Origin of the sequence: Metabacillus hrfriensis (assembly GCF_030127205.1) — a bacterium.
In the GTDB taxonomy this organism is placed as follows: Bacteria; Bacillota; Bacilli; order Bacillales; family Bacillaceae; genus Bacillus_P; species Bacillus_P dongyingensis.
Map to the genome: position 1 here is coordinate 2,813,627 of NZ_CP126116.1, position 24,918 is coordinate 2,838,544.

General features: G+C 40.0%; 24 protein-coding genes and 1 pseudogene. 9 read left to right on the forward strand and 16 right to left on the reverse strand.

What is annotated here, in order from left to right; genetic code table 11:
* Positions 1 to 4: 4 nt before the first annotated feature.
* Positions 5 to 787: an STAS domain-containing protein gene (locus QLQ22_RS13995; protein ID WP_284015003.1), complete on the reverse strand. Its 783-nt coding sequence runs from the start codon at positions 785 to 787 to the stop codon at positions 5 to 7.
* A 69-nt stretch (positions 788 to 856) separates the two neighbouring features.
* Positions 857 to 1,900 (reverse strand): C45 family autoproteolytic acyltransferase/hydrolase, encoded by a 1,044-nt coding sequence (locus QLQ22_RS14000; RefSeq protein WP_284016829.1) that lies wholly within the window; start codon positions 1,898 to 1,900, stop codon positions 857 to 859.
* Positions 1,901 to 2,034: 134 nt separating this feature from the next.
* Between QLQ22_RS14000 and QLQ22_RS14005 the strand changes: the two genes are divergently transcribed.
* Positions 2,035 to 3,171, forward strand: coding sequence for an NADH-dependent flavin oxidoreductase (locus QLQ22_RS14005; RefSeq protein ID WP_223435527.1), 1,137 nt, complete (start codon positions 2,035 to 2,037; stop codon positions 3,169 to 3,171).
* A gap of 189 nt (positions 3,172 to 3,360) precedes the next feature.
* On the opposite strand, the gene QLQ22_RS14010 is transcribed toward QLQ22_RS14005, so the two are convergent.
* The 7 genes from QLQ22_RS14010 to QLQ22_RS14040 form a co-directional block, all read right to left on the reverse strand.
* Positions 3,361 to 3,513 (reverse strand): ArsR family transcriptional regulator, encoded by a 153-nt coding sequence (locus tag QLQ22_RS14010; protein WP_223443435.1) that lies wholly within the window; start codon positions 3,511 to 3,513, stop codon positions 3,361 to 3,363.
* A gap of 55 nt (positions 3,514 to 3,568) precedes the next feature.
* Entirely contained in the window at positions 3,569 to 3,781 is a 213-nt protein-coding gene (locus QLQ22_RS14015; RefSeq protein ID WP_338036973.1) for a cysteine-rich CWC family protein, read from the reverse strand.
* 386 nt (positions 3,782 to 4,167) lie between these two features.
* The gene (gene odhB, locus QLQ22_RS14020; RefSeq protein WP_284015004.1) at positions 4,168 to 5,424 is read right to left on the reverse strand and encodes a 2-oxoglutarate dehydrogenase complex dihydrolipoyllysine-residue succinyltransferase; all 1,257 of its coding nucleotides are present in this window, start codon (positions 5,422 to 5,424) and stop codon (positions 4,168 to 4,170) included.
* A gap of 2 nt (positions 5,425 to 5,426) precedes the next feature.
* Positions 5,427 to 8,285: a 2-oxoglutarate dehydrogenase E1 component gene (gene sucA / locus QLQ22_RS14025; RefSeq protein ID WP_223435530.1), complete on the reverse strand. Its 2,859-nt coding sequence runs from the start codon at positions 8,283 to 8,285 to the stop codon at positions 5,427 to 5,429.
* 313 nt (positions 8,286 to 8,598) lie between these two features.
* Positions 8,599 to 8,955, reverse strand: a complete 357-nt coding sequence (locus QLQ22_RS14030; protein ID WP_284015005.1) for a glyoxalase superfamily protein — start codon at positions 8,953 to 8,955, stop codon at positions 8,599 to 8,601.
* Between the two features lie 75 nt (positions 8,956 to 9,030).
* Positions 9,031 to 10,953, reverse strand: coding sequence for a vWA domain-containing protein (locus tag QLQ22_RS14035; protein WP_284015006.1), 1,923 nt, complete (start codon positions 10,951 to 10,953; stop codon positions 9,031 to 9,033).
* Between the two features lie 12 nt (positions 10,954 to 10,965).
* On the reverse strand, positions 10,966 to 11,856 hold the full coding sequence (locus QLQ22_RS14040) for an ATP-binding protein (protein WP_223435533.1): 891 nt from the start codon (positions 11,854 to 11,856) through the stop codon (positions 10,966 to 10,968).
* Between the two features lie 337 nt (positions 11,857 to 12,193).
* Here QLQ22_RS14040 and QLQ22_RS14045 point away from each other — a divergent pair.
* The 4 genes and pseudogenes from QLQ22_RS14045 to QLQ22_RS14055 all read left to right on the forward strand — a co-directional run bounded on the left by QLQ22_RS14045 (position 12,194) and on the right by QLQ22_RS14055 (position 15,898).
* Positions 12,194 to 13,682, forward strand: a pseudogene (locus QLQ22_RS14045) (spore germination protein).
* Between the two features lie 4 nt (positions 13,683 to 13,686).
* Positions 13,687 to 14,268 (forward strand): GerAB/ArcD/ProY family transporter, encoded by a 582-nt coding sequence (locus QLQ22_RS25035; protein ID WP_349654953.1) that lies wholly within the window; start codon positions 13,687 to 13,689, stop codon positions 14,266 to 14,268.
* Positions 14,184 to 14,807: a GerAB/ArcD/ProY family transporter gene (locus tag QLQ22_RS25040; protein WP_349654980.1), complete on the forward strand. Its 624-nt coding sequence runs from the start codon at positions 14,184 to 14,186 to the stop codon at positions 14,805 to 14,807. The genes QLQ22_RS25035 and QLQ22_RS25040 overlap by 85 nt, the downstream gene beginning before the upstream one ends.
* Complete coding sequence (locus tag QLQ22_RS14055) at positions 14,804 to 15,898, forward strand: Ger(x)C family spore germination protein (RefSeq protein WP_284015007.1); 1,095 nt, start codon at positions 14,804 to 14,806, stop codon at positions 15,896 to 15,898. Before QLQ22_RS25040 ends, QLQ22_RS14055 begins: the two co-directional genes overlap by 4 nt.
* A 30-nt stretch (positions 15,899 to 15,928) precedes the next feature.
* On the opposite strand, the gene QLQ22_RS14060 is transcribed toward QLQ22_RS14055, so the two are convergent.
* The 4 genes from QLQ22_RS14060 to pdxR form a co-directional block, all read right to left on the reverse strand.
* Positions 15,929 to 16,228 (reverse strand): iron-sulfur cluster assembly accessory protein, encoded by a 300-nt coding sequence (locus tag QLQ22_RS14060; protein WP_223435538.1) that lies wholly within the window; start codon positions 16,226 to 16,228, stop codon positions 15,929 to 15,931.
* 18 nt (positions 16,229 to 16,246) lie between these two features.
* Positions 16,247 to 17,257: an LLM class flavin-dependent oxidoreductase gene (locus QLQ22_RS14065; protein ID WP_223435539.1), complete on the reverse strand. Its 1,011-nt coding sequence runs from the start codon at positions 17,255 to 17,257 to the stop codon at positions 16,247 to 16,249.
* A 99-nt stretch (positions 17,258 to 17,356) separates the two neighbouring features.
* Positions 17,357 to 18,361, reverse strand: a complete 1,005-nt coding sequence (locus QLQ22_RS14070) for an LLM class flavin-dependent oxidoreductase (RefSeq protein WP_223435541.1) — start codon at positions 18,359 to 18,361, stop codon at positions 17,357 to 17,359.
* A gap of 27 nt (positions 18,362 to 18,388) precedes the next feature.
* A complete protein-coding gene (pdxR, locus tag QLQ22_RS14075; protein ID WP_420828867.1) occupies positions 18,389 to 19,822 on the reverse strand; it encodes a MocR-like pyridoxine biosynthesis transcription factor PdxR in 1,434 nt (477 codons plus the stop codon).
* 148 nt (positions 19,823 to 19,970) lie between these two features.
* Between pdxR and QLQ22_RS14080 the strand changes: the two genes are divergently transcribed.
* Positions 19,971 to 20,171, forward strand: a complete 201-nt coding sequence (locus QLQ22_RS14080; protein ID WP_070875922.1) for a hypothetical protein — start codon at positions 19,971 to 19,973, stop codon at positions 20,169 to 20,171.
* Positions 20,172 to 20,536: 365 nt separating this feature from the next.
* Here QLQ22_RS14080 and hxlR read toward each other — a convergent pair whose 3' ends face one another.
* Positions 20,537 to 20,902: a transcriptional activator HxlR gene (gene hxlR / locus QLQ22_RS14085; RefSeq protein ID WP_070875923.1), complete on the reverse strand. Its 366-nt coding sequence runs from the start codon at positions 20,900 to 20,902 to the stop codon at positions 20,537 to 20,539.
* 214 nt (positions 20,903 to 21,116) lie between these two features.
* Between hxlR and hxlA the strand changes: the two genes are divergently transcribed.
* The 3 genes from hxlA to QLQ22_RS14100 all read left to right on the forward strand — a co-directional run bounded on the left by hxlA (position 21,117) and on the right by QLQ22_RS14100 (position 23,100).
* Complete coding sequence (gene hxlA, locus QLQ22_RS14090; protein WP_133310750.1) at positions 21,117 to 21,749, forward strand: 3-hexulose-6-phosphate synthase; 633 nt, start codon at positions 21,117 to 21,119, stop codon at positions 21,747 to 21,749.
* 4 nt (positions 21,750 to 21,753) lie between these two features.
* The gene (gene hxlB, locus QLQ22_RS14095; RefSeq protein WP_133310749.1) at positions 21,754 to 22,314 is read left to right on the forward strand and encodes a 6-phospho-3-hexuloisomerase; all 561 of its coding nucleotides are present in this window, start codon (positions 21,754 to 21,756) and stop codon (positions 22,312 to 22,314) included.
* 69 nt (positions 22,315 to 22,383) lie between these two features.
* Positions 22,384 to 23,100 (forward strand): 3-ketoacyl-ACP reductase, encoded by a 717-nt coding sequence (locus QLQ22_RS14100; RefSeq protein ID WP_223435543.1) that lies wholly within the window; start codon positions 22,384 to 22,386, stop codon positions 23,098 to 23,100.
* 37 nt (positions 23,101 to 23,137) lie between these two features.
* Here the strand turns inward: QLQ22_RS14100 and QLQ22_RS14105 are convergent, their stop codons facing one another.
* Positions 23,138 to 23,707 carry a YitT family protein gene (locus QLQ22_RS14105; RefSeq protein WP_223443437.1) on the reverse strand — a complete coding sequence of 190 codons (570 nt, stop codon included), beginning with the start codon at positions 23,705 to 23,707 and terminating at the stop codon, positions 23,138 to 23,140.
* 151 nt (positions 23,708 to 23,858) lie between these two features.
* On the reverse strand, positions 23,859 to 24,734 hold the full coding sequence (locus tag QLQ22_RS14110) for a VanW family protein (protein WP_223435545.1): 876 nt from the start codon (positions 24,732 to 24,734) through the stop codon (positions 23,859 to 23,861).
* Positions 24,735 to 24,918: the final 184 nt, after the last annotated feature.

Below are 24,918 nucleotides of genomic sequence, written 5' to 3' on the forward strand. Positions count from 1 at the left end.
AGCGTCATGGACGCTGTTCTTTCTGATCATTCTTTGTTACATACTGAATACCTGTATGAAGGTTAGAGAATGTTTGAATATTATCAATCGATATGCCGGTGTTTATAAGGGTTTGGGCAATTTCCGGGCGAATGCCGACAATGATGCAGCTGGCGCCTAGCAATTGGACAGCTTCTGCTGCCTGGATCAGATGGTTTGCAACGAATGTATCGACAACCGGTACGCCGGTAATATCTATAAATATATGATTGCATTTGTAATGTCGGGCGCCGATCAGGAGATTTTCCTTTATCACCTCTGCCCTGTCATCGTTAATGTTGCCAATCAGAGGCAGGATACAAATGCTTTTCGAGATAGGAATCATTGGAGCCGTCAGTTCTTTTACAATATGCTGCTGTTTGCGGAATTCTGTATTCCAAGAATTTGAACAACTAGTCACTAAATCTGCAATAATGGGATCAAACCATTTATCCACGCTCTCATATAAGTCGTTCACCATGATCGCTGATTTTTTATCTGAAAGGGCAAGTTCGATGATAGACCTTCTGAACTGCTGAATAGACTTTACTAGATATGTTAATGAATCATCCTGTTTAATATATCTCTCGTACCATTCTCTCAAATAATCAGCAGACTTTTCATCCGGTCTGCTGATAATGCTGAAAATCATATTAAATAATTTTTGCTTTTCATCTGAATCTATAGATTGCGGACTTTCAACGCTGTTCTCCCATTTCTCATAAAGCAGGCGTTCATTCTGGTTCATCATGTCTATTACTTGCTGCATATACACTCCCCCAACTTTACTTTCCTCTCTACCCTCTACCCTAAGAAAACCCGGAGTTAAACGTTTTCTTTAAAAAGGAAGTTCAATATTTGTTTCAAGAGTTCCTCTTATTTTTTTCAAATAGCTGTCTTTTCCTTTTAGCCATTCTTTAAATGAAAAGATAAGCGGCTGACTGTCTCCCCCAACTCCGATCAGAACCTGAAGGGATTTTGGAATATAGACAGCAGTATGCAGGGTTCCGGCCCAATTATGATATTCTTTTTTGAAAATCTGGCTGCTGGTGCTGTTAAAGAAAGCAAAAGCTTCAGATGCTGAAAAATCTGGGCGAAAGGCTTCTGAAAGCTGTGTTTTCCTGGTGTGTGTTTCCACTAAATGATGACGGTTTTCCCTAAGTTTAGAAGGACTCTCAAAATGATTTGTGCACGCCATTTGAGAATTTGATGAGATCGATACTCCCTTGCTGGATGCTTCTGCTATGGCTGCATTTCCGGCTGCATCGTAAAGAGAATAATTAAACGCATGCCGGTGAGGAATTTCTTTTATCTTCTCAATGGCTTCAGCAGTCGTTTTGCATGTATCAAGGATAAATCTTGCAATGCTGCAGCAAATAAACCCGTCTCCAGGTTTAAGCCGATTCACAAAGTGATAGCCGATCACAAGCCCTTTTTCATTCATGCCGTCAATCCGTCCGATCATCCTTGTGGCGAAACCGATGCTTGCGTATCCACTTTCCGGCTGCCAAATCAAAAATCTTCCTTCGTACGTTTTTGGATGGTAATCATAGTTTCTGGCATAATAGCCGTTTTGCATTAGAGCACTGCACCCAGATTTTTTCCAATCTGCCTGATACCCGCTGTATTCATGGATAACATCCTCTATGGGCCACTCGAGTCCTGCAGACAAACCCTCTAGTTCCTGCCATAGACCTGGAGCAAATTGTTCATACAGGTTCTGAGCCGTTTTCAGTTCAGATTGATAAAATTTGATTGATTTTATTCTCCTTTTCTGATGATTTTGAAAGAGTTTAGAATCTTTATGTATTTTTCCCTGTTTGACACCAAGGTCATAATAGCTTCCGCGCCCCTGTATCACATCTGCTTCAATCTTCACCATCGTTTTCACGCTCCATACCTTCTATCATGAATGATTTAATAAGATTAAACAAATTCTAATGAGCATATTTAATGCAAGTTTTAAATCAAGACAGTATCATGTAATGGTACATATGAATACGGAGGTCGAGAATTATGAATTCAAACTATAAGCCGTTATTTCAGCCATTCGAATTTAAAAACGGAATTCAATTAAAAAACCGTGTCGTTATGGCGCCAATGACTAACTTTTCATCAAATGATGATGGAACAGTAACAGAAGCAGAAACTGCTTATTATAGCCGCCGTGCAAGCGGAGCTGGCATGGTCATTACCGCATGTGCCTATGTGGCGCCGAGCGGCAAAGGATTCCCCGGCGAATTTGGAAGTGATACCGATGAGATGATTCCTTCCTTGCGAAAGCTTTCTTCAGCAATAAAGGATAAAGGGGCAAAAGCGATACTCCAGATTTTTCATGGCGGACGCATGGTTCCTGCAGAACTAGTTCCAAATGGTGATGTAGTCAGTGCCAGTGCAGTGGCAGCGGAACAGGGGCATCCGTCTGGGGATGCACCAGTGCCGCGCGCGCTGACAATTGAAGAAATAAACAGGATTATCAAAGACTTCGGTGAATCAGCCCGCCGTGCCATTGAAGCAGGCTTTGACGGTGTTGAAATACATGGTGCGAATACCTATTTAATTCAGCAATTCGTATCGCCTCATTCAAACCGGCGAGAAGATGAATTTGGAGGAAGCATTGAAAAAAGACTTGCTTTTCCTCTTGCAATTGTTGATGAGGTAAAAAAGACAGTTGATCAATATGGAACAAATGAATTTCTTGTGGGTTACCGTTTCTCACCTGAGGAGCCGGAAACACCAGGGATTACGATGGAAGATACGTTAGCGCTTGTTGATGCGCTTACTGAAAAAGACTTGGATTATCTTCATATCTCCCTGATGCAATATTGGTCAACTCCAAGACGGGGTATTGATGATACACGCTCCCGCCTGGAAATTATTCAAGAACGTGTTGACGGCAAGGTACCGCTGATTGGCGTTGGATCGATTTATACACCAGATGATGCCATCAAAGCAATGAGTACCGGAGTGCCGCTGATAGCACTTGGCCGCGAATTGATCATCGATCCTGATTGGGTGCAGAAAATTGCCGAAGGCCGGGAAAATGAAATTGAGACGAAACTCGATAAAAATGCCCAGTCCCGCCTGGTCGTGCCTGATCCTTTATGGCAGGCGATCATTCATACGCCTGGCTGGTTCCCTGTTAAAGACTGAAGATAAAAAGAAAATACATTGCTGATTAATTGGTTCTGATAAAGGTGCAAACCGTTAAATAACGAACCAAATAACATATTAATTAGAATAGGTGAATAGCAGGACTTTGTTGCTCAGCAAAGCCCTGCTATTCATTTTGTGCTGGATAAAAAGAAGGGAACTCTACATGGAGTTCCCACAGTTGCTCTATTAAAATCTCTTGTTCTGGAAGAACAAACACACCCTTGAAACGGCAGCCAAAGACATATCAAAAGGCGCTGCTAATTCTGAAACTGTTCTTTCTTTTAGGGCCATCATATGAACCATTTTTCTTCTTGCAGAATCAGCTAAAGCATGAAAAATTTCATTTAAATGATCATTTCAAGTAAAGTATAGCAGCTAATTCTTGTATACATCACTACAATCTTTCTATTATCTTCTGTTCTTTCTTAAATGTACTTAGACATTTTTTACATATACAATGTCTTCTTTTACTTTCTGCAGGAACTAATTCAAAGATTTCATTAGGAAACTTTTCTGCGCTGCACCAGCAGTTATCATTTTTTCCAGAACCTGTCATACACTCGTTCTCTTCTCCACATATTGGACAAAATTTATTAATCAATGACAACCCTTCCTCAGTTCTTCATATTTTATTATCTATCTCCCTGAATGGATGCAGATCATTCAAGTGCTATTGTGCAGGAACGTTGCTACAAAAATGCACTCTTTCATCCTAAGCTAAACGGGTGATTATTTATATAAGAAAAAAAACCTAAAATGATAATAAAAATTTTCCTGCCCCTTGAACCCTGCTTTGCAAAATTGGAATTTTTGGATACTCTGGTACTCATAGCGAGACTTTGCCCCTCACAAAGCAGGCTTACTCAATCGATAATAAGACAAAAAAACGGATACAAATTGTTGTGCAATTTAGTACCCGTTTTCTTCAATATTTTTGTTTTTTCTCCCTCAATACATAACAGTTAGATTAAGGTCATGAGGTTTTCAAGTTCTTTATCCTTCAATCAGCAATGATTCTGGATCTTCAAGCAAATCTTTGACAGTTGCGAGGAAGCTTACTGCTTCTTTGCCGTCTACGATACGATGATCGTATGAAAGCGCGATGTACATCATTGGACGGTTTTCCATTGTGTCTTTGTCAATCGCAATCGGACGAAGCTGAATTTTATGCATACCGAGAATTCCGACTTGCGGTCCGTTTAAGATTGGTGTTGACATAAGAGAACCGAACACACCGCCATTTGTGATCGTAAATGTACCGCCAGAAAGATCACCAATCGTTAATTTGTTGTTTTTCGCTTTTCCTGCAAGCTCGCCAATTGCTCCTTCGATTTGGGCAAATGATTTGCGGTCTGCATCACGTACAACTGGTACAACTAATCCTTCTGGAGCTGAAACGGCGATGCCGATATCATAAAACTTCTTAATAACAAGCTCATCACCCTGAATTTCAGCATTCAATAATGGGTATTTCTTAAGTGCTGCAATAACTGCTTTTGTGAAGAATGACATAAAGCCAAGGCGTACGTCATGCTGCTCAAAGAATTTATCTTTTCTGCGTTTACGGACATCCATAACCGCCGTCATGTCAACTTCATTAAATGTCGTAAGCATCGCAGCTGTTTGCTGTACCTCGACAAGGCGTTTAGCAATCGTTTGTCTGCGGCGCGACATGCGCTCGCGCTCAACTGGTTTGTCGAAAGAGTCAGAAGCCGGTTTTGCAGGTTTTGCTTCAGGCGCTTTTTGAGGAGCAGCTGGCTTTGAAGCGGGCGCGTTTGGAGAATAAGCTTCAACGTCATGCTTGCGCAATCTTCCAAGCGGATCTCCTGAAGGAACTTGAGTCAAATCAATTCCTTTTTCTCTTGCAAGCTTTCGCGCTGCCGGAGAAGCAATTGGACGCTGTGATTTGCTTTCAGTCTTTTCATGCTTTTCTTCTATAGGCGCAGAAGCTTTTGGCTGTTCTTCTTTAACCGGTTCTACTTTAACTTCCTCTGCTTGAGTGCCAGCAGTTTCGCCGTTTTCATCAATCACAGCAATCACTTCGCCAACTTGAACCGTGTCACCGGAATCTTTGACAACATCCTTCAGCACACCAGAATAATCAGCTGTCAGTTCAACGTTTACTTTATCTGTTTCGAGCTCAACCAGATATTCCCCTTTTTCAACGTAGTCCCCTGGTTGTTTCAGCCATTGTGCGATAGTTCCTTCTGAGATGGATTCAGCTAATTCTGGTACGATTACTTGTGCCATGATCAAATTCTCCCTTCGTTTTTCCACGTCAATGCTTCTGTTACGATACGCTCTTGATCTTTTTTATGAACGTTTGGATCTCCCTCTGCTGTCGAAGATCTTCTTTTTCTTCCAATGTAATTCACTTTCACATGTTCCGGTGCTACTTCTCGGAGTTCTGGATCCATGTATGTCCATGCACCCATATTCATTGGCTCTTCCTGTACCCAGACGATTTCTTCCAGCGTCTCGTAGCGTCCAAGAATTGCTTTAATTTCCTTTTTAGGGAACGGATATAATTCTTCCACTCGTACAACGTGGATTTGATTTACATCTTCTTCTATTGATTTTAATTTATCTGTTAAATCAGTTGCGATTTTGCCGCTGCATAAGACAATGCGCTTTACATCTCCATGGTTCAGGCCAAGTCCAGGCTGTTCCACAACCGGACGGAATTCCCCTTCGCTCAGTTCTTCTATTGAAGAAATAGTTTGCGCGTTTCGAAGCAGACTCTTAGGTGTCATAATAACAAGCGGACGTACTTCCTCACGTTTCAGAAGCGCTGCCTGTCTTCTTAAAATATGAAAATACTGTGCAGCACTTGTTAAGTTTGCGACTGTCCAGTTGTTTTCTGCTGCAAGCTGCAGATATCTCTCAAGTCTTGCACTTGAATGCTCAGGTCCTTGTCCTTCATAACCATGAGGAAGAAGCATCACAAGCCCTGATTTTTGACCCCACTTCGCACGGCCTGCTGCGATGAATTGATCAAAGAATACTTGTGCAGCGTTTGCAAAGTCACCGTATTGAGCTTCCCACAGCACGAGTGTTTCAGGAGCAAATACGTTGTAGCCATATTCAAAGCCAAGTACTGACCCTTCTGATAATGGACTGTTATGAACGGCGAAAGACACATTTGATTTAGATAGTGTATGCAGCGGTGAGTAAACATTTCCTGTTTCACTATCGTGAAGCATTAAGTGTCTTTGAGAGAATGTGCCGCGTTCCGAATCCTGGCCCGACAGGCGAATTGGCGTGCCGTCTTCAAGGATAGTTGCGAAAGCAAGCGTTTCTGCTAATGCCCAGTCAGCTTTTTCTTCTCCAACAAAGATATTTGCGCGTCTTTCTAGAATTCTTTTCAATTTATCAAAAACATTGAAGCCCTCAGGCCATTTCACAAGCTCATCATTAATTCTTAAGAGAGACTCTTTATTTATGGCCGTTTTGATTTTCGGCAGTCCGTTGATAACGATTTCAGGAAGCTCTATGTCATGAACCTGAGTAACTTTTTTCGAAGGCACTTTTTGATATGCAGCGTCAAATTTGTCTAATGTCTGCTGATCAATTTCCGCAATTTTTTCTTTGCTTAAATATCCTGCCTCTTCAAGCTGTGCAGCATAGAGTGCACGGACTGTCGGATGCTTGCGGACTTTTTCATATAGTTGCGGCTGAGTCGTTGATGGCTCATCCATTTCATTGTGGCCAAAGCGTCGGTAGCCGATTAAATCAATCAAGAAGTCACGGTTAAAGAGCTTGCGGTACTCAATCGCAATCATCACTGCTGCAAGACACGCTTCTGGGTCGTCTGCATTTACATGAACGATCGGGATTTCATATCCTTTTGCAAGGTCACTTGCATATTTTGTAGAACGGGAGTCTCTGCTTTCAGTTGTAAACCCGATCATATTGTTGGCGATAATATGAATGGAACCGCCGGTCTGATAGCCTGTAAGTGAATTTAAGTTCAGAGTTTCTGCAACGATTCCCTCACCTGGGAACGCAGCATCACCGTGAATGATGATCGCCATTGATTCTTTTTCATCTTGTTTCGGATAGCCGATTGTCTGGCGATTATCCTGTGCAGCACGTGTGTAGCCCATGACAATCGGGTCTACGTATTCAAGGTGACTTGGGTTGTTTGCAAGAGTCAGCCGTGCACGTTTTGTGCTTTCGTCTGTAATCTGACGGTCTGCTCCAAGATGATATTTTACATCTCCGCTCCAGCCATAGTTAATGCCTACAGATCCTTCAGAGGGAACAAGCTCCTTGTTTGGAGAATGCTGGAATTCTGAGAAAATGATTTCATAAGGCTTTCCGAGAACATGTGCCAGCACATTTAAACGTCCTCTGTGAGCCATACCAATATTTACATTGTTTGTTCCTGCGTGAACAGCGTTTGAAATCAGTTCATCAAGCATTGGAACAAGCATGTCCAATCCTTCAATCGAGAAACGTTTTTGCCCTACAAACGTGCGGTGCAAAAATTTCTCAAAACCTTCCACTTCTGAAAGGCGGCGAAGAATAGCCGTGCGTTTTTCATTTGAATGACTTTTGAAGATTTCTCCGGATTCAACCATTTTCTTAAGCCAGTACTTTTCTTCAAAACGGTGTACGTGAGAGAATTCAAAAGCAATCGTTTTTGTATAAGCTTCTTTTAAATATTGAATGGCCTGTAATCCATTCGTTACTTCTTTAGGTGCATCCGCACATAAAATGGATGCCGGGATTTCTTCTAGGTCAGATTCTGTCAGCCCGTAATCCTTAAGCTGAAGAAACTCTTTTTGTTTAACACTTTCAAATGGATATATTGAAGCGTTTAAATGTCCATAAGTGCGGATATCTTCTGCAAGCTTGACTGCATAAGCAATCTTCTTCATTTTGTCCGCGCTTGTTGCGTTTTGAACAGACGATGCTGTGCCCGCTGATGTTTCATTGCTAACTTGTGTCTGCGGTACTGTGTCCCATCCATCAAACATTTCTCTTAATTCTTCATCAACCGATTCTGGATCCTGCTGATATTGATCAAACAGCTCCAGTACATAGCCAAGGTTCGGTCCATGAAAATCCTCAAGTCGAATCTTGCGCTTTGTTGTTGTTCCTGACATCTTACATAACCCCCAGCAATGGTAGTGAATCTGATTGAATTTTTTAAAAACAGATTCAAATGGATATTATTGTAATATACTATCCTATCTTTCTTAGAAAGATAGGTTTGGATTAAAACGCTTCCATTGTTATTTTAACATTCATTGCCCGTTTAATCAAAGGAGTATCACAAGAAAATTTTAAATAATACTGAAAAACAAAAATTAAAAGTGAATCTAAAAAACAAAAGATGCATTATATTCATTTTTCAAGAGGAAAATCAGCCTCTTTTTCTGCTGAGTCCGACATATTTTCTTGTTTTTCTTCTAAATTCTATGTATTTTGATAAAAAATGATCCGATTCATAAAAGGATCCTGAACGGTTAATTCATATGTGTTCCATGGATTCTTTTCAATTCCTGGATTTGAGAAAGAATATTCTTTAGATTTGAGTATACTATGATAATTTTGAAGATCTTTGCACTGAATTCTGACGGCTGCCCCCGGCGAGCAATCTCCGTGATGCTCGGAAAGATGAATCTGCACGGCTTGGTTTGAAATTTGAAAATACAGTGGATATTCCTGTTCAAACCGGTGCTCCCATTCAAGTCTAAATCCTAAGTAGTCCAGGTAAAACTCCTTTGCTTTCCGTTCATCAAATATACTCAGAATTGGAATAACGGATTTCATTTTTATCTCCCTCTATTTATATAGTAGCAAATGAGAGAATGCGTTACAAAAAGAGTGCCTTTAATAAAGGCACTCTTACGAATGGATGCTTTTCTGCAGCAGTTTTTTCAGGATTGGAAACAGCACTTCAGGGAGCTTCTCAATGTCAGGAACAACAATGCTGAATTTGCCGTAAATGTTTTGAATCGTTTTTTGCTGTCCTTCGTCAATTTCTCCATTTGCGAGAAAAATATTGATCACTTCAATTCCCCGTTTTCTTGCTTCAAGTACGGCCTCGTGTGTGTCAATTATGCCATTTTGCTCGTATCCTGTTGCTGCTGGCTCTCCATCTGAGAAGACCAGCATAAACTTCTGATTTTCACTGCGGTTTAAAAGCTGCTTTGTCATATGACGAATAGCATAGCCGTCGCGATTATCTTCTTCCGGTTCAAGCTGCAGTATTTCAGGCCCTCGTTTTTTCTGCAGAGAGGACCCAAAATCAATGACCGTTTTAAAATGGTTTGGCTGTTTCGTTTCAGTGGCTTCATTCGTATCTTCCCAAAATCCGACGACCTGGTGGACAACGGAAACAGATTTCAACGCCTCATGAAACAACGTGATGCCAAGCTTTGTCTGCTCCATCTTATCGTACATTGAAGCCGAGCAATCGACAAGCAGGCAAAACGCAGCATCTATTTTAGCAGACGGCTGATTTTTTTTATAAAATAAACGCGGATTCTCATCTGTAAGGAGCTTCAGCAGTTTTTTGCTTAAGCGTCCGGTATGGAGATCGCTTCTTGGTGAAATTTTTTTATGCTCAAGCGTTTTTTCAATCATTTGCTTTAGCTTTTTTTGAAATGGAACGATGGTTTCTTTTTTTACCAAGTATGCTGCTTGATCCGATGCACTTGGCTTTTCGGGTGATACAAAGACAGGATAGGCAAATTTATTTTCTTTGCCTAATGCCTCACTGTCCCCGCGCTCTTGTTTGTTTTCAGTGTTTTCCATCGCTTCAAGCTTAGAATAATCATTTCTTGCTGTTTTCTTGGAGGATCCCTGTACCATTCCGAGCGCCTGATCGCCGTCATCGCCTTCTCTGACACCTTCTCCGAGAAGGTCTGTTTTGCTTCCCTGCTCAAGGTCAAATTGAAGAAAGCTCTTTGTCGCTTCACTTGTTTCCCTGTGCCAGGTCGGCAGTTTGTCCTCGTGTATGTCTTCATCATCTTCTTTTTTCCGCTCAAGAATATCATCGTTTTTCAGCTTTGATTTTCGTTTCAGATCATCAAAGGTTAAACCCGATTCTGCTTCTGAGTAGTTTAATAATGGCAGATGAAAATACATATTCAGCATGTCATTCGGAACAATGTCTTCAAGGACTTCTGAAATGTTCAGGACAATCTTGCCTATGTCATCCGTATTTCGGGCTTCATAGAGCTTCAGCAGTTCACTCTGGATAAACGGCACAGCCAGATCAATTGAATTTGTCAGAGCCGGAAACTCTTCAAGCGGAGAATCCGATGTTGCTTTTAAATAAAAAGCATTAAAGAGTGCATCCGTATAAATGCTTCTCTCCTGGTTGATTGTTAATTGGCTTTTAAAAAAACGTCTGTACATCGAGCGTCTGGCAGCAAACACCTTTGTTGTGCCGGGACGTTCATGCTTGCAGTGCTCCTCAAGCCGCAAATCCTCAAGCATTACAAACAGCTGCTTCGCAAAGCTTGAAACGGCTAGTTTCTGCACATGTGATAAAAAGGCATCAACTGCAAGGAAATCCGTGTATTTATAGCTGCCGATGCTTCTTAAAAATACATCGCTTTTCAAGCCATTCACCATATCCCGGCGCGGCCGGTTATCCCAGAAGTGGCTGATGTACACTTTCTGAATGAACGGATCATAGTAAGACTGCACGGCAAATTCAACCTCAGTCTCATCTTTTTTGGTAAGAGTCTTTGCCAAGTCGGAGAGCTCCATAAATAAAAACGAATCGACCCGCTTGTCATTAAATTTTATATATTTCATGACACGGCCCCTTTACACAAAAAGAGTTTCTGCAATATTTTGAATCGCTGCCTTTTCCCTGTCGTCTTCAAGTTTTTCAGTGATTCCGCGTGAGATAGCCCGAAGCGGCGGCATATAGACAGCTAAGTCACATGTGTCGATAAGTGCTCTTACAGACGCAGCTTCTTCCGAAATTTGACCATTCTGCACCTGGGTGATCAGATCAGATGAAAGAGTAACAAACTGACTGATCAGCTTTTCATTTGTAAGCATAGATTGTGAGCGCAGTACGGCCTTTAGCTGTTCACCTTGAATATATGGCACTTCAATCACAACGAAACGATTTTTTAGGGCTTCATTTAAAGGAACAGTACCTACGTAACCTTCATTAATAGCTGCAATCACGCCAAAGTCGCTGCTTGCTTTGATTACCTCTCCTGTAAATGGATTCGTAATCATTTTACGGTAGTCCAGCACTCCATTTAAAATCGGCAATGTTTCGGGCTTCGCCATATTAATTTCATCTATATATAAGATATGACCTTTTTTCATCGCATGAATGACAGGACCTTCAATAAATTCAATGCTCGTTTTCGAACCTTCCTGCGAGATGGTTTTGTAGCCAAGCAGGGCCTCCGCATCAAGATCCACGCTGCAATTTATGTTGTGCATCGGCTGGCCGAAAAGATTTGACAGTGTCTCGGCAAGCTTTGTTTTACCCGATCCTGTAGGTCCTTTTAATAAAACATTTTTGCCTAATGATAAAGCGATCATGGCATCAAATAAAATCGCATCTTCTGAAGGCATGTACCCGCCTTTGCCGATCAGCATCGCATCTTCGCTGTTTTTAAATGTTTCCGATCTTTTTTTTATGTCTGACAGTATATTATTCGGGAGATTTAAAGCTTCTAATTGTGATGTCATAGTATGGATTTCCCTTTCCTAGTACAATTTCTCTGACCAAGTATACTAGAAATCCGATGCTTACTCAAAGGTATTGATTGCTGTAAACGCGTTCATGCCGATAATGAATAATGTAATAGATCTTTCAACTGCAAACAGTGCTGATTTTTTAAACGCCTTTTTACAGTTAACATATAAAGGAAAAGAAAAAAGACCCTTAATTAAGCTCTTATTCCGTTACAAAAAGAAAATTGACCAGAACTATATTGCGAATAAATAGAAGAATTACAGTGAACAATAAATGCATTACTGCCCATTAAACACGGCTAGTTCATTGATTTACAGGTGAGGGATGTTTATGTTTTGGAATAAGAAAAAAAGGGGTTTAGTGCAGCAAGAAAGCACGAAGCAAACACTGGCTCTGGAAAATCAGCCCTTATCTATAGAAGAGTTTAAAAAAATACTCGAAAAAAAGATGACGCTGAAATTATTGAGCCTGAAAAGAATGACTTTCATAAGCTGACGCTGATCTATATAAGGACATTAATTGACCTAGAGCGTTTGAATGAAAGTATTATTGAACCACTTAAAAGATCAGCACAAGAGCAAGTATTAAAAAAGATGGCTGCATCAAAAATTAAGGAAGTTACCTCTATCGCTGAAGCAAATAAACAGCTTTTTTCAGGGGCTGTTTTGATATATGATCCTGCTAATAATGTTTGGGCTGCTATTCCGCTTAAAAACCCTCTAGGCAGATCATAGAAACTTCAGAAACAGAGACAATTTTATATGGTGCTAAAGATAGTTTCAGTGAAAATATTGAAGATAATATTTCATTGATTCGACATAGGCTTCCAATTCCGAGATTAAAAACGGAAAAATTCACTGTTGGATCTTTAAGTCAGTCCACCGCAGTCATCATGTACATAGAAGGCCTGACCAATCCTGAATTTATAGAGACTGCAAAAAAGAAGATTGAAGAAATTAATTTTGACCTTTTTTTTGACTCTTCTCAGCTGGCCGCTTTTATGGAGGAGAACAGTAACAGTATCTTCCCCCAATTTCAGCAAACGGATCGGCCGGATGTTTGCGCTTATTCGCTGGGTCTGGGTAAAATTACGATTCTTTTAGACAATACTCCTTTTGTGCTTGTAGCACCGATCACTTTTTTTCACTTGTTCCAATCACCAGAGGATTATATAAACCGATGGCCAGTTGCCAGTTTTTTAAGATGCATTCGTTACTTGAGCTTTTTTATTTCAATTACTTTAATCCCTTTTTATGTTGCATTAACTACACATCATTATCAGATGATTCCTCTTCAAATTTTATTTGTCCTGATGGAATCCAGAACAAAACTGCCCTTCTCCCCTTTCTGGGAAGCCTTTCTAATGCTGATCATCTTGGAGATTATTAAAGAGGCAAGCTTAAGAATGCCGACAAAATCCAGTCAAACCCTTGGTGTAATTGGGGGTATAGTCATTGGTCAAGCTGCCGTAGAAGCAGCCTTTGCCAGTAAAGTTTTAATTGTCATGGTTGGAATATCAACGATTGCATCTTTTTTAATCCCAAATTATTTAATGACAAAAGCAAATTCCCTGATCCAATTTGGCTTTCTGATTTTATCTTCTATTTTTGGAATCTTTGGCATTGCGATTGGTTTGATCCTGCTTTTTGCCCACCTTAATGGACTAAATTCTTTAAAGGAACCTTATTTTTCACCGGTTGCCCCCTTCTATGGAAAGGATTGGAATGATCTATTCATACGAGGTCCGCTGACAAAAATGAAAGAGCGTCCTGAACATTTGCATCCTGTTCAGAAATGGAGATACAGTCAAAGGAGATGAGATAATGAAACCTATTTCTCTATATGATCGAACGTATGCCTTTAACGGTATGTATATCATGCTTATGACAAATAGGCTTCAGATGCTCTATTTCTTTATTGTCTTGCCAATGTACTTGATTCACCCCTATATGATTTGGGGAATTATCGGGGTTGGCATTCTTTCACAGTTAAATTTGATTTTGCTGTCTAAATGGTTTCAATCTGAGTATTCTAAAAAAGGATATCAAGGATTTATCGAATTATTCGGCAAGCGCATGGTTCGATTTTTTTCTTTCCTAGGATTGTTTTTCATTCTTTTAAAAATATTAGTAATCGTACTAGGTTACGCAGAGATTGTAGAACAATTTATCTTCCCTTCCATGAACAGCAAGTGGCTGATCCTTACGATTTTGCTCGTTTGCTTCTACGTTGCCTCGCAGGGAATGGAAAAAACCATTGGCTTTGCAGTGATTGCCTTTTTTGTACAGCTTGGCTCATTCTCTTATTTTATATTTTTTTCCTGCCTCCAAATGCTTCTGTTTACGACCTTTACCCTCTCATACCGTTTGATTGGCCGGACGGTTCATGGAAAAGTTTATTGTTGATTTGGTCATCATTGTCAGGACCAGAATATTTAATCTGTTTAGCAACTTGGCTGAAGCCAAATCAGAACTTCCTTAAATATCTCTCTTTTGCAAATGCCATGACGATTCTGGAATACTTACTTTTATTTATTGCTTCTTTACTGTTCTTCGGAGCAGATTATTTAAGCTTCAGTAAATTTCCTATTGTTCATTTGGCACGATATCTTCAATTTCCTTTCATTGAGAGAATCGATATCATTTTAATTTCGATCCTTTTATTTAACGCCATCTTTGCGGGAGCATTGTTATTATTGTATTTTTATGGCGGCTTAAAAATTGCTGCTTCAAAATTGAATAAACAATCGAGCAAGGTCGGTTTTTACGCCTGTTTTATTATTATATTTATCTGTCTCTATCTTTCTAATGAATGGCTTAGTCAATTTGGAATGGAACAGAGCGTATTATTGAACATTCAAATTTGGTCAGGAGCTTTAACTTATTTACTTGTTCCGTCTTTCTTATTTTCAGCCATGAAACGAAAAGGACGTGAAAAGACATGAGTAAACTAAAAAAATGGACTGCCGGCTTATCGCTTATCTTTATGATTCTATTAACCGGATGCAGTCCCTTTGTCGAGAACAATACGATCGAAGAGATAGCACCCGTTACTTTTTGGTCTGCCTGGTCTGGTGAAAATGATCAAGTAATATTAAGCACATTAACCCCGCCCCTGCTCAAAGAAAAGAAACGGATCATTACGATGCAGGTGGACCTTTTAAAACAGGGCAGCAAAAATTTTAATTTGAATTATTACCGCGAAATAAAATCAGGACAAGTTCGAATGCTCATCATTTCTGAAGATTTCGCTAAAAAAGGTATTACCTTTTTAATTAATACTTTGCTTGCTGATCCTGATATTTCACAGCGCATCTATTTGGTAGTCGTAAATGGGAACTTTGATGAATATCTTCAAAATCAGCTGGAACAGGAAGATAACATTGACTATTATCTCTACCGTATGCTTAAGCATTATGAGGAAAATGACCAAGGGGAACTCACAATTGCAAATTTGCATGAATATAAAAATAAATTATATACACCTTACTCTGATCCTATTCTGCCTGTATTTAAAATTGAGGAGGACAATTTCGTATACGCTGGAACAGGTATTTTCAGAAATGACAAGCTTCTTTATACCCTCTCCTATTTAGAGGATCAAATTTATCAGCTGATTGATAACAATTACTATTTAAAATTCCTTCCGCTGTCATCTTTCTCTGCTGTACTTGGGCAAGTCCGCTCAGATGTGAAGATCGATCTGAACCCCAGCAGAGATATCCTTTCATTAAATGTTAAATTACATGCAAGACTTGAGGAGTACAGAGGAGATAAAAACCTTTTCAATGAAAAAGAATTAACGACGCTTAATAATGAACTGGAAACATATTTTGAAAAACAGACAAAAGAATTAATCAAAAAGCTGCAAGATTTAGAAGCAGATCCTATTGAAATAGGAAAACGCATTAAAACACCTTTTACTAAGCCGCCTACTGAAAAAGAGTGGCTGCAAAAATGGGGAAAATTGAAAGTGGAAGTGAGCTATCAGCTTGATATCGAGCCTCTAACAAATATGAAAAATGAAAAAGAATGAAACCTTTTACGGTTTCACTCTTTTCATCATTTAATGTCTATGAGTGCCTTTTTGTGAGTTTGTGATGACAAATCCTGGATCGGGCACATAAAAATACTGAATCCATACGCCGTCTAAAAAGTCTTCGCGCTGATCAAGCAGCACATCAATCTCTTTATCTGTCTTTACAATTTCATCATGCTCAGTCGGTGTATCAAGCGCTAGGTCATAATGAGCGTGATCGCCGTGCATTTCAGTCACAACGACACGTATCATTTTACCATCAGCTTCTTCCGTACTCAGCAGCTTTTTTAATTCTTTTGCAGCATTACGATTTATTTTGCAGTTCATGATCTCTTCCTCCGATGTTTACTTGAAAAGCTGTGAAACAATTTCAAATGAGCGCAAGCGTTCCTGATGATCATAGATTGAAGCATTGACCATAATTTCATCTGCACCTGTCTCATCTAAGAACTTCTCTAATTTGCCTTTAACAGTGCTTGCACTTCCGACAATTGATGAACCGAGCTGCTGATGAATGGCTGCTTTTTCATATGCTGTCCAAAGCTCTTCCATATTTTCAACAGGAGGCTGCATTTTGCCTGGACGATTGCGGACAAGGTTTAAAAATTGCTGCTGCATTGTCGTTGCCAGATAAGCTGCTCTCTCATCGCTGTCTGCAGCTACCACATTCGCACCTACCATAGCATAGGGTTCTTGAAGCACTTCAGATGGTTTAAAGCTGCTTCGGTAAAGACGCATCGCTGGAATGGTATGCTCCGGTGAAAAATGGCTTGCAAATGCGAAAGGCAATCCAAGTCTTCCTGCCAGCTGTGCACTGAAACCGCTTGAACCGAGGAGCCAAATTGGAATGTTTAGCCCTTGTCCTGGAACAGCACGAACATGCTTAGCTTCTGTCGGATTAAAATAGTCTCTCAATTCTTCCAGCTGTTCTGGAAAATCTTCTCCATTGCTCATGTTTTCTCTGCGAAGAGCACGGGCTGTCAGCTGATCCGTACCAGGAGCTCGTCCCAGTCCAAGGTCAATCCTGCCCGGATAAATGGATTCAAGCGTTCCAAACTGTTCTGCAATTACTAAGGGAGCATGGTTTGGAAGCATGATTCCGCCTGAACCCACGCGGATCTTCGACGTTCCTCCGGCAACATGTCCAATTAACACAGCTGTAGCCGAACTTGCGATGCCCTCCATGTTATGATGTTCTGCAAGCCAAAAACGGTTATAGCCCCATTTTTCCGTATGCTGAGCAAGGTCTAGTGTGTTTTTAAAAGCTTCACTTGGTGTACTGCCTTCAACAACTGGAGCAAGATCCAGAACAGACAATTTCACTTCTTTTTTTAAATTTATCCTTTCATTGGACATCTCTTTGTCCTCCTTCAACAATTACCTTATCTATAAACAACGACATTGTATCAAGTATTATTGATGAATGAAAACAAAACGACTTGAATGAAAAATGGATTATCTTTGCTTAAGCTCAAAGGATTCTGCAAGAAGCTCATAAGATTTAAGTTTGTCTTCAAATCTGAAAAGATTGGAGATCACCATGCATTCATCTGTTTTATAATCTGCTCCGATACGAAGCAATTCATCTTTTACTTTTTGAGGTGTGCCAATAATCATGCGATCTCGGTTTCTGTTTATTTTCTCTTGTTCATCAGGAGAAAAATCAATCTTTTTCACTTCTTCAGGTGAGGGGATTTTTGTATTTCCTCCCTTTTCCACATTTAAAAGCCATGCATCCTGGCTTAATGCCAGATATTCAGCCTTTTCTTCTGTTTCTGCACATACAACAAAAATACAAAAATTGGATTTAGGAGATGTTAATTGTTGTGTGGGCTGAAATTGTTCCAAGTAATCTTTCATAGCTTTTCTCCCGCTTGCAGGATTGATAAAATGTCCATAAGTAAATGCCAAACCATGTTCCGCTGCAGTCCTTGCTCCCCGATGTGAAACACCTAACAGCCACATTTCTGGAGATGTTTCCGAATCAGGCATTGCTAGTACTTTTGAATATGCATGATCCACTGGCAGCGACTGGCTTAAAAACCCTTGCAGATCCTGGAGCTGCCTTGGAAATTCATTTAAGCTCTTTCGTATTCCATCAGTCAGTGCAAGACGGGTTTCAGCACCACCACCGGGTGAACGTCCAATGCCTAAGTCAATTCGGTTTGGAAATAGAACTTCAAGCGTATTGAACGTTTCAGCAACTTTAAAAGGACTGTATTGCGGAAGCAGCACGCCGCCAGATCCGACTTTGATCCGGCTTGTATTTGAGGCAATGTGAGATATTAATATTTCTGGAGCCGTACTTGCTAATCCATTTGTGTTATGATGCTCTGCAACCCAAAAACGAGTGTAGCCCAGCTCCTCGGCTGCTTTTGCTAATTGCAGGGTCTGCTTCAGGGCATTTCTTGCACTGGAACCTTCTGAAATAGGTGACTGATCTAGAATACTTAGCTTCATTGCTTTTTCTCCTCTTAAGCTGAATTCTTATTTTTGATGAAACAGAGCCTCTGAAAATGCAGCAATGGCTGTGTCAATTGATTGTTTGGCCGCTCGTCCAAATGTGAATCTGACAAAGCCCTTATTCGAACCAAGAGCACTTCCCGGGGTATATATCATCCCTTTATCTAATGATTGATTAAATAGTTTTTCATCATGATGTGCAGGAATAATTCGGCACCATAAGTGAATACCGCCTTTTGGCACTGTATAATCCACCAGTCCGGGGAGATGCTTTTCAATAGCTGAAACCAGTATATCTCTCCTTTCTTTTAATTCAATTTTCAACTGATGAAGATGCGGATCAAAAAAATCTGATTTTAAAAACTCTCTTGCCAGCCAATCCGAAAAAATGCTTGATCCAAAATCGATTTGCTGTCTGGCATCTGCTAATCGTTCAATAATTTGTTTTGGAGCCAAAATCCAGCCGATTCTCATGCCTGAGGATACCATTTTTGACAGTGAGCTGATATAGATCACAATGCCATGTGAATCTTCCGATTTTAAGGTTGCTCCGCTTTCATTCTCATAAGACAATAAAGAGTAAGGATCATCTTCAACGATTGGAATTCCAAACTCATATGCAGTACTGAGGATTTTTTTTCTTCGTTCAGAATGAAGAACGGCACCAGTTGGATTTTGATATGCGGAACCTAGAAAAATCATCCGAATCCGGTGCTTCATATAGGCATCATGAATAGCTTGAGGATTGACGCCATTTTCATCCGCATAAAGCAATATTGTCTTAATGCCAAGAGATTTGAAAATAGGCAAAGAATATGTATATGAAGGATTTTCTATTGCAATTGCATCGCCAGGTTTCAATAAACATTGAATTATAAGGTGCAGAGCCTGCTGAGCTCCTGAAGTAATAAGGATGGATGATGGCGTGCAATCTATTTTTTTATAGGTTTTCAGATGACCGGCTATTGTTTCCCGCAATTTCATATTCCCATGCGGATGATCATAGCTTAAGGGATGATCGAAATGCTGATTCTTTAATAAGTGCTGAAATTGTTCGTTTGGGAACAATTCCGGTGATAACTGCCCGGTAGCCAAATCAATCAGATTTTTATGATGGGTTTCTTCAGCAATTCGCTGAATGATCGGCACATTTTGCAAAAGTGTACCGGCTATGAGCATGCTGTTCCAGTTCGGCAAACGTCCGCTAGAATAGTCTTGATTTACCTCACCGACCAATGTACCGCTTCCCCTTTTGCTGATAATTAAACCTGATGCACTGAGTTCAGCATAAGCAGTTGCAACTGTGCTTCGGTTTACCCCTAAGTCCTCTGCTAACATTCGTTCAGAAGGCAGTTTGCTTAATGGAGGCAGTTCCCCGTTGCGAATCTGCTCTTCAAAATACTGAACGATCTGTTTATAAATTGGCTGCTCACTTAAACGGTCGGGCTTCCATTCTATCGTCATAATAATCAGCTCCTTATATACATAATAGTGCAATTATAAAAGTGGATGGCATCAAAATATGAAAATTGGATGGCCCCATCTCCTGGAACACATGTAAAATGATTGTTAAGAGCGGGGATATTATACAAAAGGAGTCAATAAATTGTCTATTTGGATCAGTGTCATTATTATCTCTATTATTAGTTTAGTCGGGTTAATAGTAACCATATTAATCGGACAGAATCAAGCAGTTGAGACTTACCGTGAATCAACGAAGGCCAGAATGAAGAATTTATCCGCTATTTATATTGTCAGCATTGCTCTCGCTTTGATTTTACTCGTTGTATTTTTCGTGAATATATAATATAGGGAGAAGAAATGAATCCTGATCTTACTTCAAAATGACTAAACCTATTAAAACATCATCATAAAGAGACGTTCCATCATTCACTAACTTCTATCTTTCCGCCGTAAAAAAAGAGCAAGATCTCCGCCATTCGGAATCTTGCTCTTTCATATAGGCTGTGTTCCCATTGCTTGTTGTTATTTGGTATCAATGTTACCGTTCCTTTCCGCGGGGAGGACGGGAGCCTCTTCGGCTAAGCCTGCCGAGTCTCTCATTACCATTTCCCGCAGCAGTCAAGTTCCTTCCGCTGCAATCCACTAGGGTTTACAACGTTTTTTCTAAAAGCAACTTTACAAAATGAGCCTTCATATATAAATGTTCAATTACTTAATCGACTCACTTATCTCCGGTTTTTCTTCAGCAACATTCTCCATATAATTCTTGCCCCATTCGTACATGGCGTCAAGAATCGGCATCAGAGTTCTGCCCTGGTCAGTTAAAGAGTATTCCACTTTGGGAGGAACGACAGGATATACTTTGCGTTCAACGATTAAGTCTTCTTCAAGCTCGCGCAGCTGATTAACAAGCATACGCTGGGTAATTCCAGGCATAAGAGACTTTAATTCGCCAAAGCGCTTTGTTCCTTCTTTACCTAGGTGCCATAAAATCAGCATTTTCCATTTACCGCCAATGACAGAAAGAGTCAATTCTTTTTCGCAATTAAATAGTTTTCCATCCATCCGAGACATATCAATCACCTCCGCCCTTAGTATAACCCATAGTATACTTTTTATCACTATGTAAATTAAAAGTGCGTACTTTTATTTTAATGATATACGTATTACACTTGCAATTGTACTGGTGAGCAACAGCATTTAGTAATTTACCGAACAACTTTCCATGCTGCAGGAAGATAGGATTAGAGTGCAGCAAAAACTAGATTTTTATAGGAGGAACTTATTCATGGAATTACAATTAGCTTTAGATTTAGTCGATATACCAGAAGGAATTAAACTGGTTAAAGAAGTTGAATCATTTATAGATGTCGTTGAGATCGGAACACCTGTCGTTATTAACGAAGGCCTTCGCGCTGTAAAGGAAATGAAAGAAGCATTTCCTAACTTAAAGGTATTAGCTGATCTTAAAATCATGGATGCAGCAGGCTATGAAGTCATGAAAGCTTCTGAAGCTGGTGCTGATATCGTGACAATCCTTGGAGCAGCAGAAGATATGTCCATTAAAGGGGCTGTCGAAGAGGCTAAAAAACAAGGCAAGAAAATCCTTGTTGATATGATCGCTGTAAAAGACATCGCTGCCCGTGCGAAAGAGCTTGATGAGTTTGGCGTTGATTATATCTGTGTTCACACAGGCTACGACCTTCAGGCAGTAGGACAAAACTCTTTTGAAGATCTAAAAGCAATTAAAAGCGTTGTTAAAAATGCAAAAACAGCTGTAGCAGGCGGCATCAAATTAGAAACATTGCCTGAAGTGATTAAAGCACAGCCTGACCTGGTAATCGTCGGCGGCGGCATTACTGGCCAAGCTGATATCAAAGCGGCTGCATCCCAAATGCAAAAATTAATCAAACAAGGATAAATCCATGACGCAGACAACTCACTATTTTGCAAAAATTTTAAATGAGCTTGGACCTGCCGCTGATTTAATCTCTGACAGTGATTCAGAGAAGTTAGTCGATGCCATTCTTAAATCTGAAAAAGTCTTTACGGCTGGGGCCGGAAGATCTGGATTTATGGGAAAATCCTTTGCAATGAGAATGATGCATATGGGGATTGATGCATATGTCATCGGAGAAACCGTTACTGGAAACTTTGAAAAAGATGATATCTTAATTATCGGTTCAGGTTCAGGCGAAACAAAAAGCTTGATCCAGCTTGCAGAAAAAGCCAAAAGCATCGGCGGAACGATTGTGACAGTCACGATTAAACCAGAGTCGACTTTGGGAAAACTCGCAGACATCACCATTCAATTGCCTGGATCTCCTAAAGATCAATCAAACAGTGAAAAGAAAACCATCCAGCCGATGGGTTCCTTGTTCGAGCAAACTCTTCTGCTGTTTTATGATGCGATTATCTTAAGGTTTATGGAGAAAAAGGGATTAGATTCCGAAACGATGTACGGCAAGCATGCCAATCTAGAATAAATGAGAAGACGAAAGACTGCGGTTCGCTTGCGGTCTTTCTGTCTTCACTTTCTAATAGGAGTGATATGTTTGGGTTCATTATATGGAAAAACAGCCATTATTACAGGTGCTGGAAGAGGCATTGGACGGGCAGCTGCCATTGCTCTTGCCAAGGAAGGTGTCAATCTTGGGCTTATTGGCTTGACTTTGTCCAATCTCGAAAAAACTGCTGAGGAATTAAAGGAATTTGGTGTAAAAACAGCTGTTGCTGCAGCTGATGTTACACATCTTAATTCTGTTGAGCTTGCGGTAAATGACATTAAATCAGCATTAGGAAACGTTGATATCCTTATTAATAATGCTGGAATTGCTAAATTCGGAGGCTTTTTAGAGCTGACTCCTGAAGAATGGGAAAGCATTATCCGCGTAAACTTAATGGGAGTTTACAATGCTACAAGAGCCGTGCTTCCTGACATGATTGAAGGAAAAGCTGGCGATATTATTAACATCTCATCATCTGCCGGCCAAAAGGGTGCTCCAGTTACAAGTGCCTACAGCGCTTCTAAATTTGCAGTGCTGGGATTAACAGAATCCCTTATGCTTGAAGTAAGAAAGCATAATATTCGTGTCAGTGCCTTAACACCTAGCACAGTTGCAACTGATTTAGCGATTGAGACGAATCTGACTGATGGAAATCCTGAATCAGTCATGCAGCCTGAAGATTTAGCCGAATTCATGGTTGCTCAGCTAAAACTTAATTCACGCGTATTTGTGAAGACAGCAGGATTATGGTCAACAAATCCATAAAAACAGACTAGCAGATCCTTTTTTGGGGTCTGCTTTTTCAATGATCTGAAGGTTTCATAATTATGTGTGTGATCAATCCAATGATACCAATTGTGACACATGAAAAGAAAAAGCTTCTGGGTCCCAGGGTTTTATACCCTGCGGCTGCTACAAGACCGTCAATAATTAAAATCGAAATTCCTATATTTAATTTTGTGCTGTCGGAAATAAGCCGTGCCAATAAATCCGTTCCCCCTGTGCTTGTATCATTTCGGAGCATGACTCCGATGCCAATTCCTATTAAGCTTCCTCCTATCAGGGAACTTAAAAAAATCGGCAAAGAAAATTGAGTTCTCAATGGATCCAGCAAATCAATAAAAAATGCAGATATCAATAAACCGTGGATACTGCTGTAAAAATAGACCGGCTTGAAAAACCACGAAAAAAAACAAAGGGGCAAGCTTAAAAATAGAATGCATAAACCCGTTTTATAGTCAAAATAGTAATGTAATATCAAGGCTATTCCGTCGACTCCGCCATCAATCAAATGATGCGGAACTAAAAAGCCATTGATGCCAATACTGATCAATAAGCTTCCTATTAAAATTGCTGCTAATTTTTGAGTGATAATGATCACCTTGCCTAAGTAAAGATACTTCTAAATATATGTCCAAGCATGAAGATTCAGAAGTATCTTTTTCCTCAGGCGATTCAGCCAAAACACTTTTTTTATGTATCAAGAGAATCAAAACAAAGACTCTTTCACAATATTCAAAGGCTTATTTTCGAAGCTCTGTCCTCTTTTCATAAGCAACTTCATTCGTTGAATAAATGGTGACCATCACACTTGCCCCATAAACAGCCGCCCTGATCAATACTGGCTCGCTGTATTTGTTCGTGAACCGAAAGTCAGGTCCATACCAGCTGACGGTAGCATCTCTTCCTGCTGGAACATAAGGGACCCGTCTGCTGTGGGAATACCTTTCGATCACTTTTAATCCGGCATTGTCGATGGCATTAAATAAGGTTGAGGAAACTTGACAAATGCCTCCTCCAATTCCTTCAGACAGTTCTCCTCTAATAATGATCGGAGCCCGTAAATAGCCCTTCGCTGCTGTCCGGTTGCCTACCACCCCGTTGAAAGAAAACGTCTCGCCAGGAAAAATAACTGTGTTATTGATCGCTTCTGCAGAAAGATATATGTTCTTTGTACGCTCTTTATTATTCTTGTTAAAAAAAGTTACATAGGTTCCAATCCTAGCAGAGCGAATATTGGCAAGCAGTTCTTTATCTACTCTGGGATACAATTTTATTCTGGGTGCTTCCATCCTTGCTGCACCGCTCCCAAAAAAGTAACCGTGGAATTTTTCGCTGAATATCTCACGATTCAATCTGTAGCCGGTTTTTTCCGGCACTATTTTTCCGCTCTTGTCGATTTCAGCATTTACTGGAGCCTTATACATTTGATGATCCAAATGATTCATGAGATTATCCAATTTTGTCTGGTCAATTAGTAATGTCTCTGGCATCAGCATTGCCGCATTATTCCGGTCCATTTTTTCTATAACATGATTATTATGGGTAATCGTTAAGCTGTCATCTGTTTGTATTTGCTGAGCAAGCAGGAGGATTGCTCCAATTAAAAAGAATTTCATTCATAATCACCCCCAATATTACTATGTATAAGGAAGAGACTTTTTATGTAACCCGTCTGATGAATTGTTGTGGAAAATAAGTCTAATCTTTTAATGATAATTTAATAGATGCAAGATTAATTGAATAGTTAAAAAGTTGACTTTTAGTCCCTCTTTGCGTTATGATTTTTCTTATCTTTTGCTG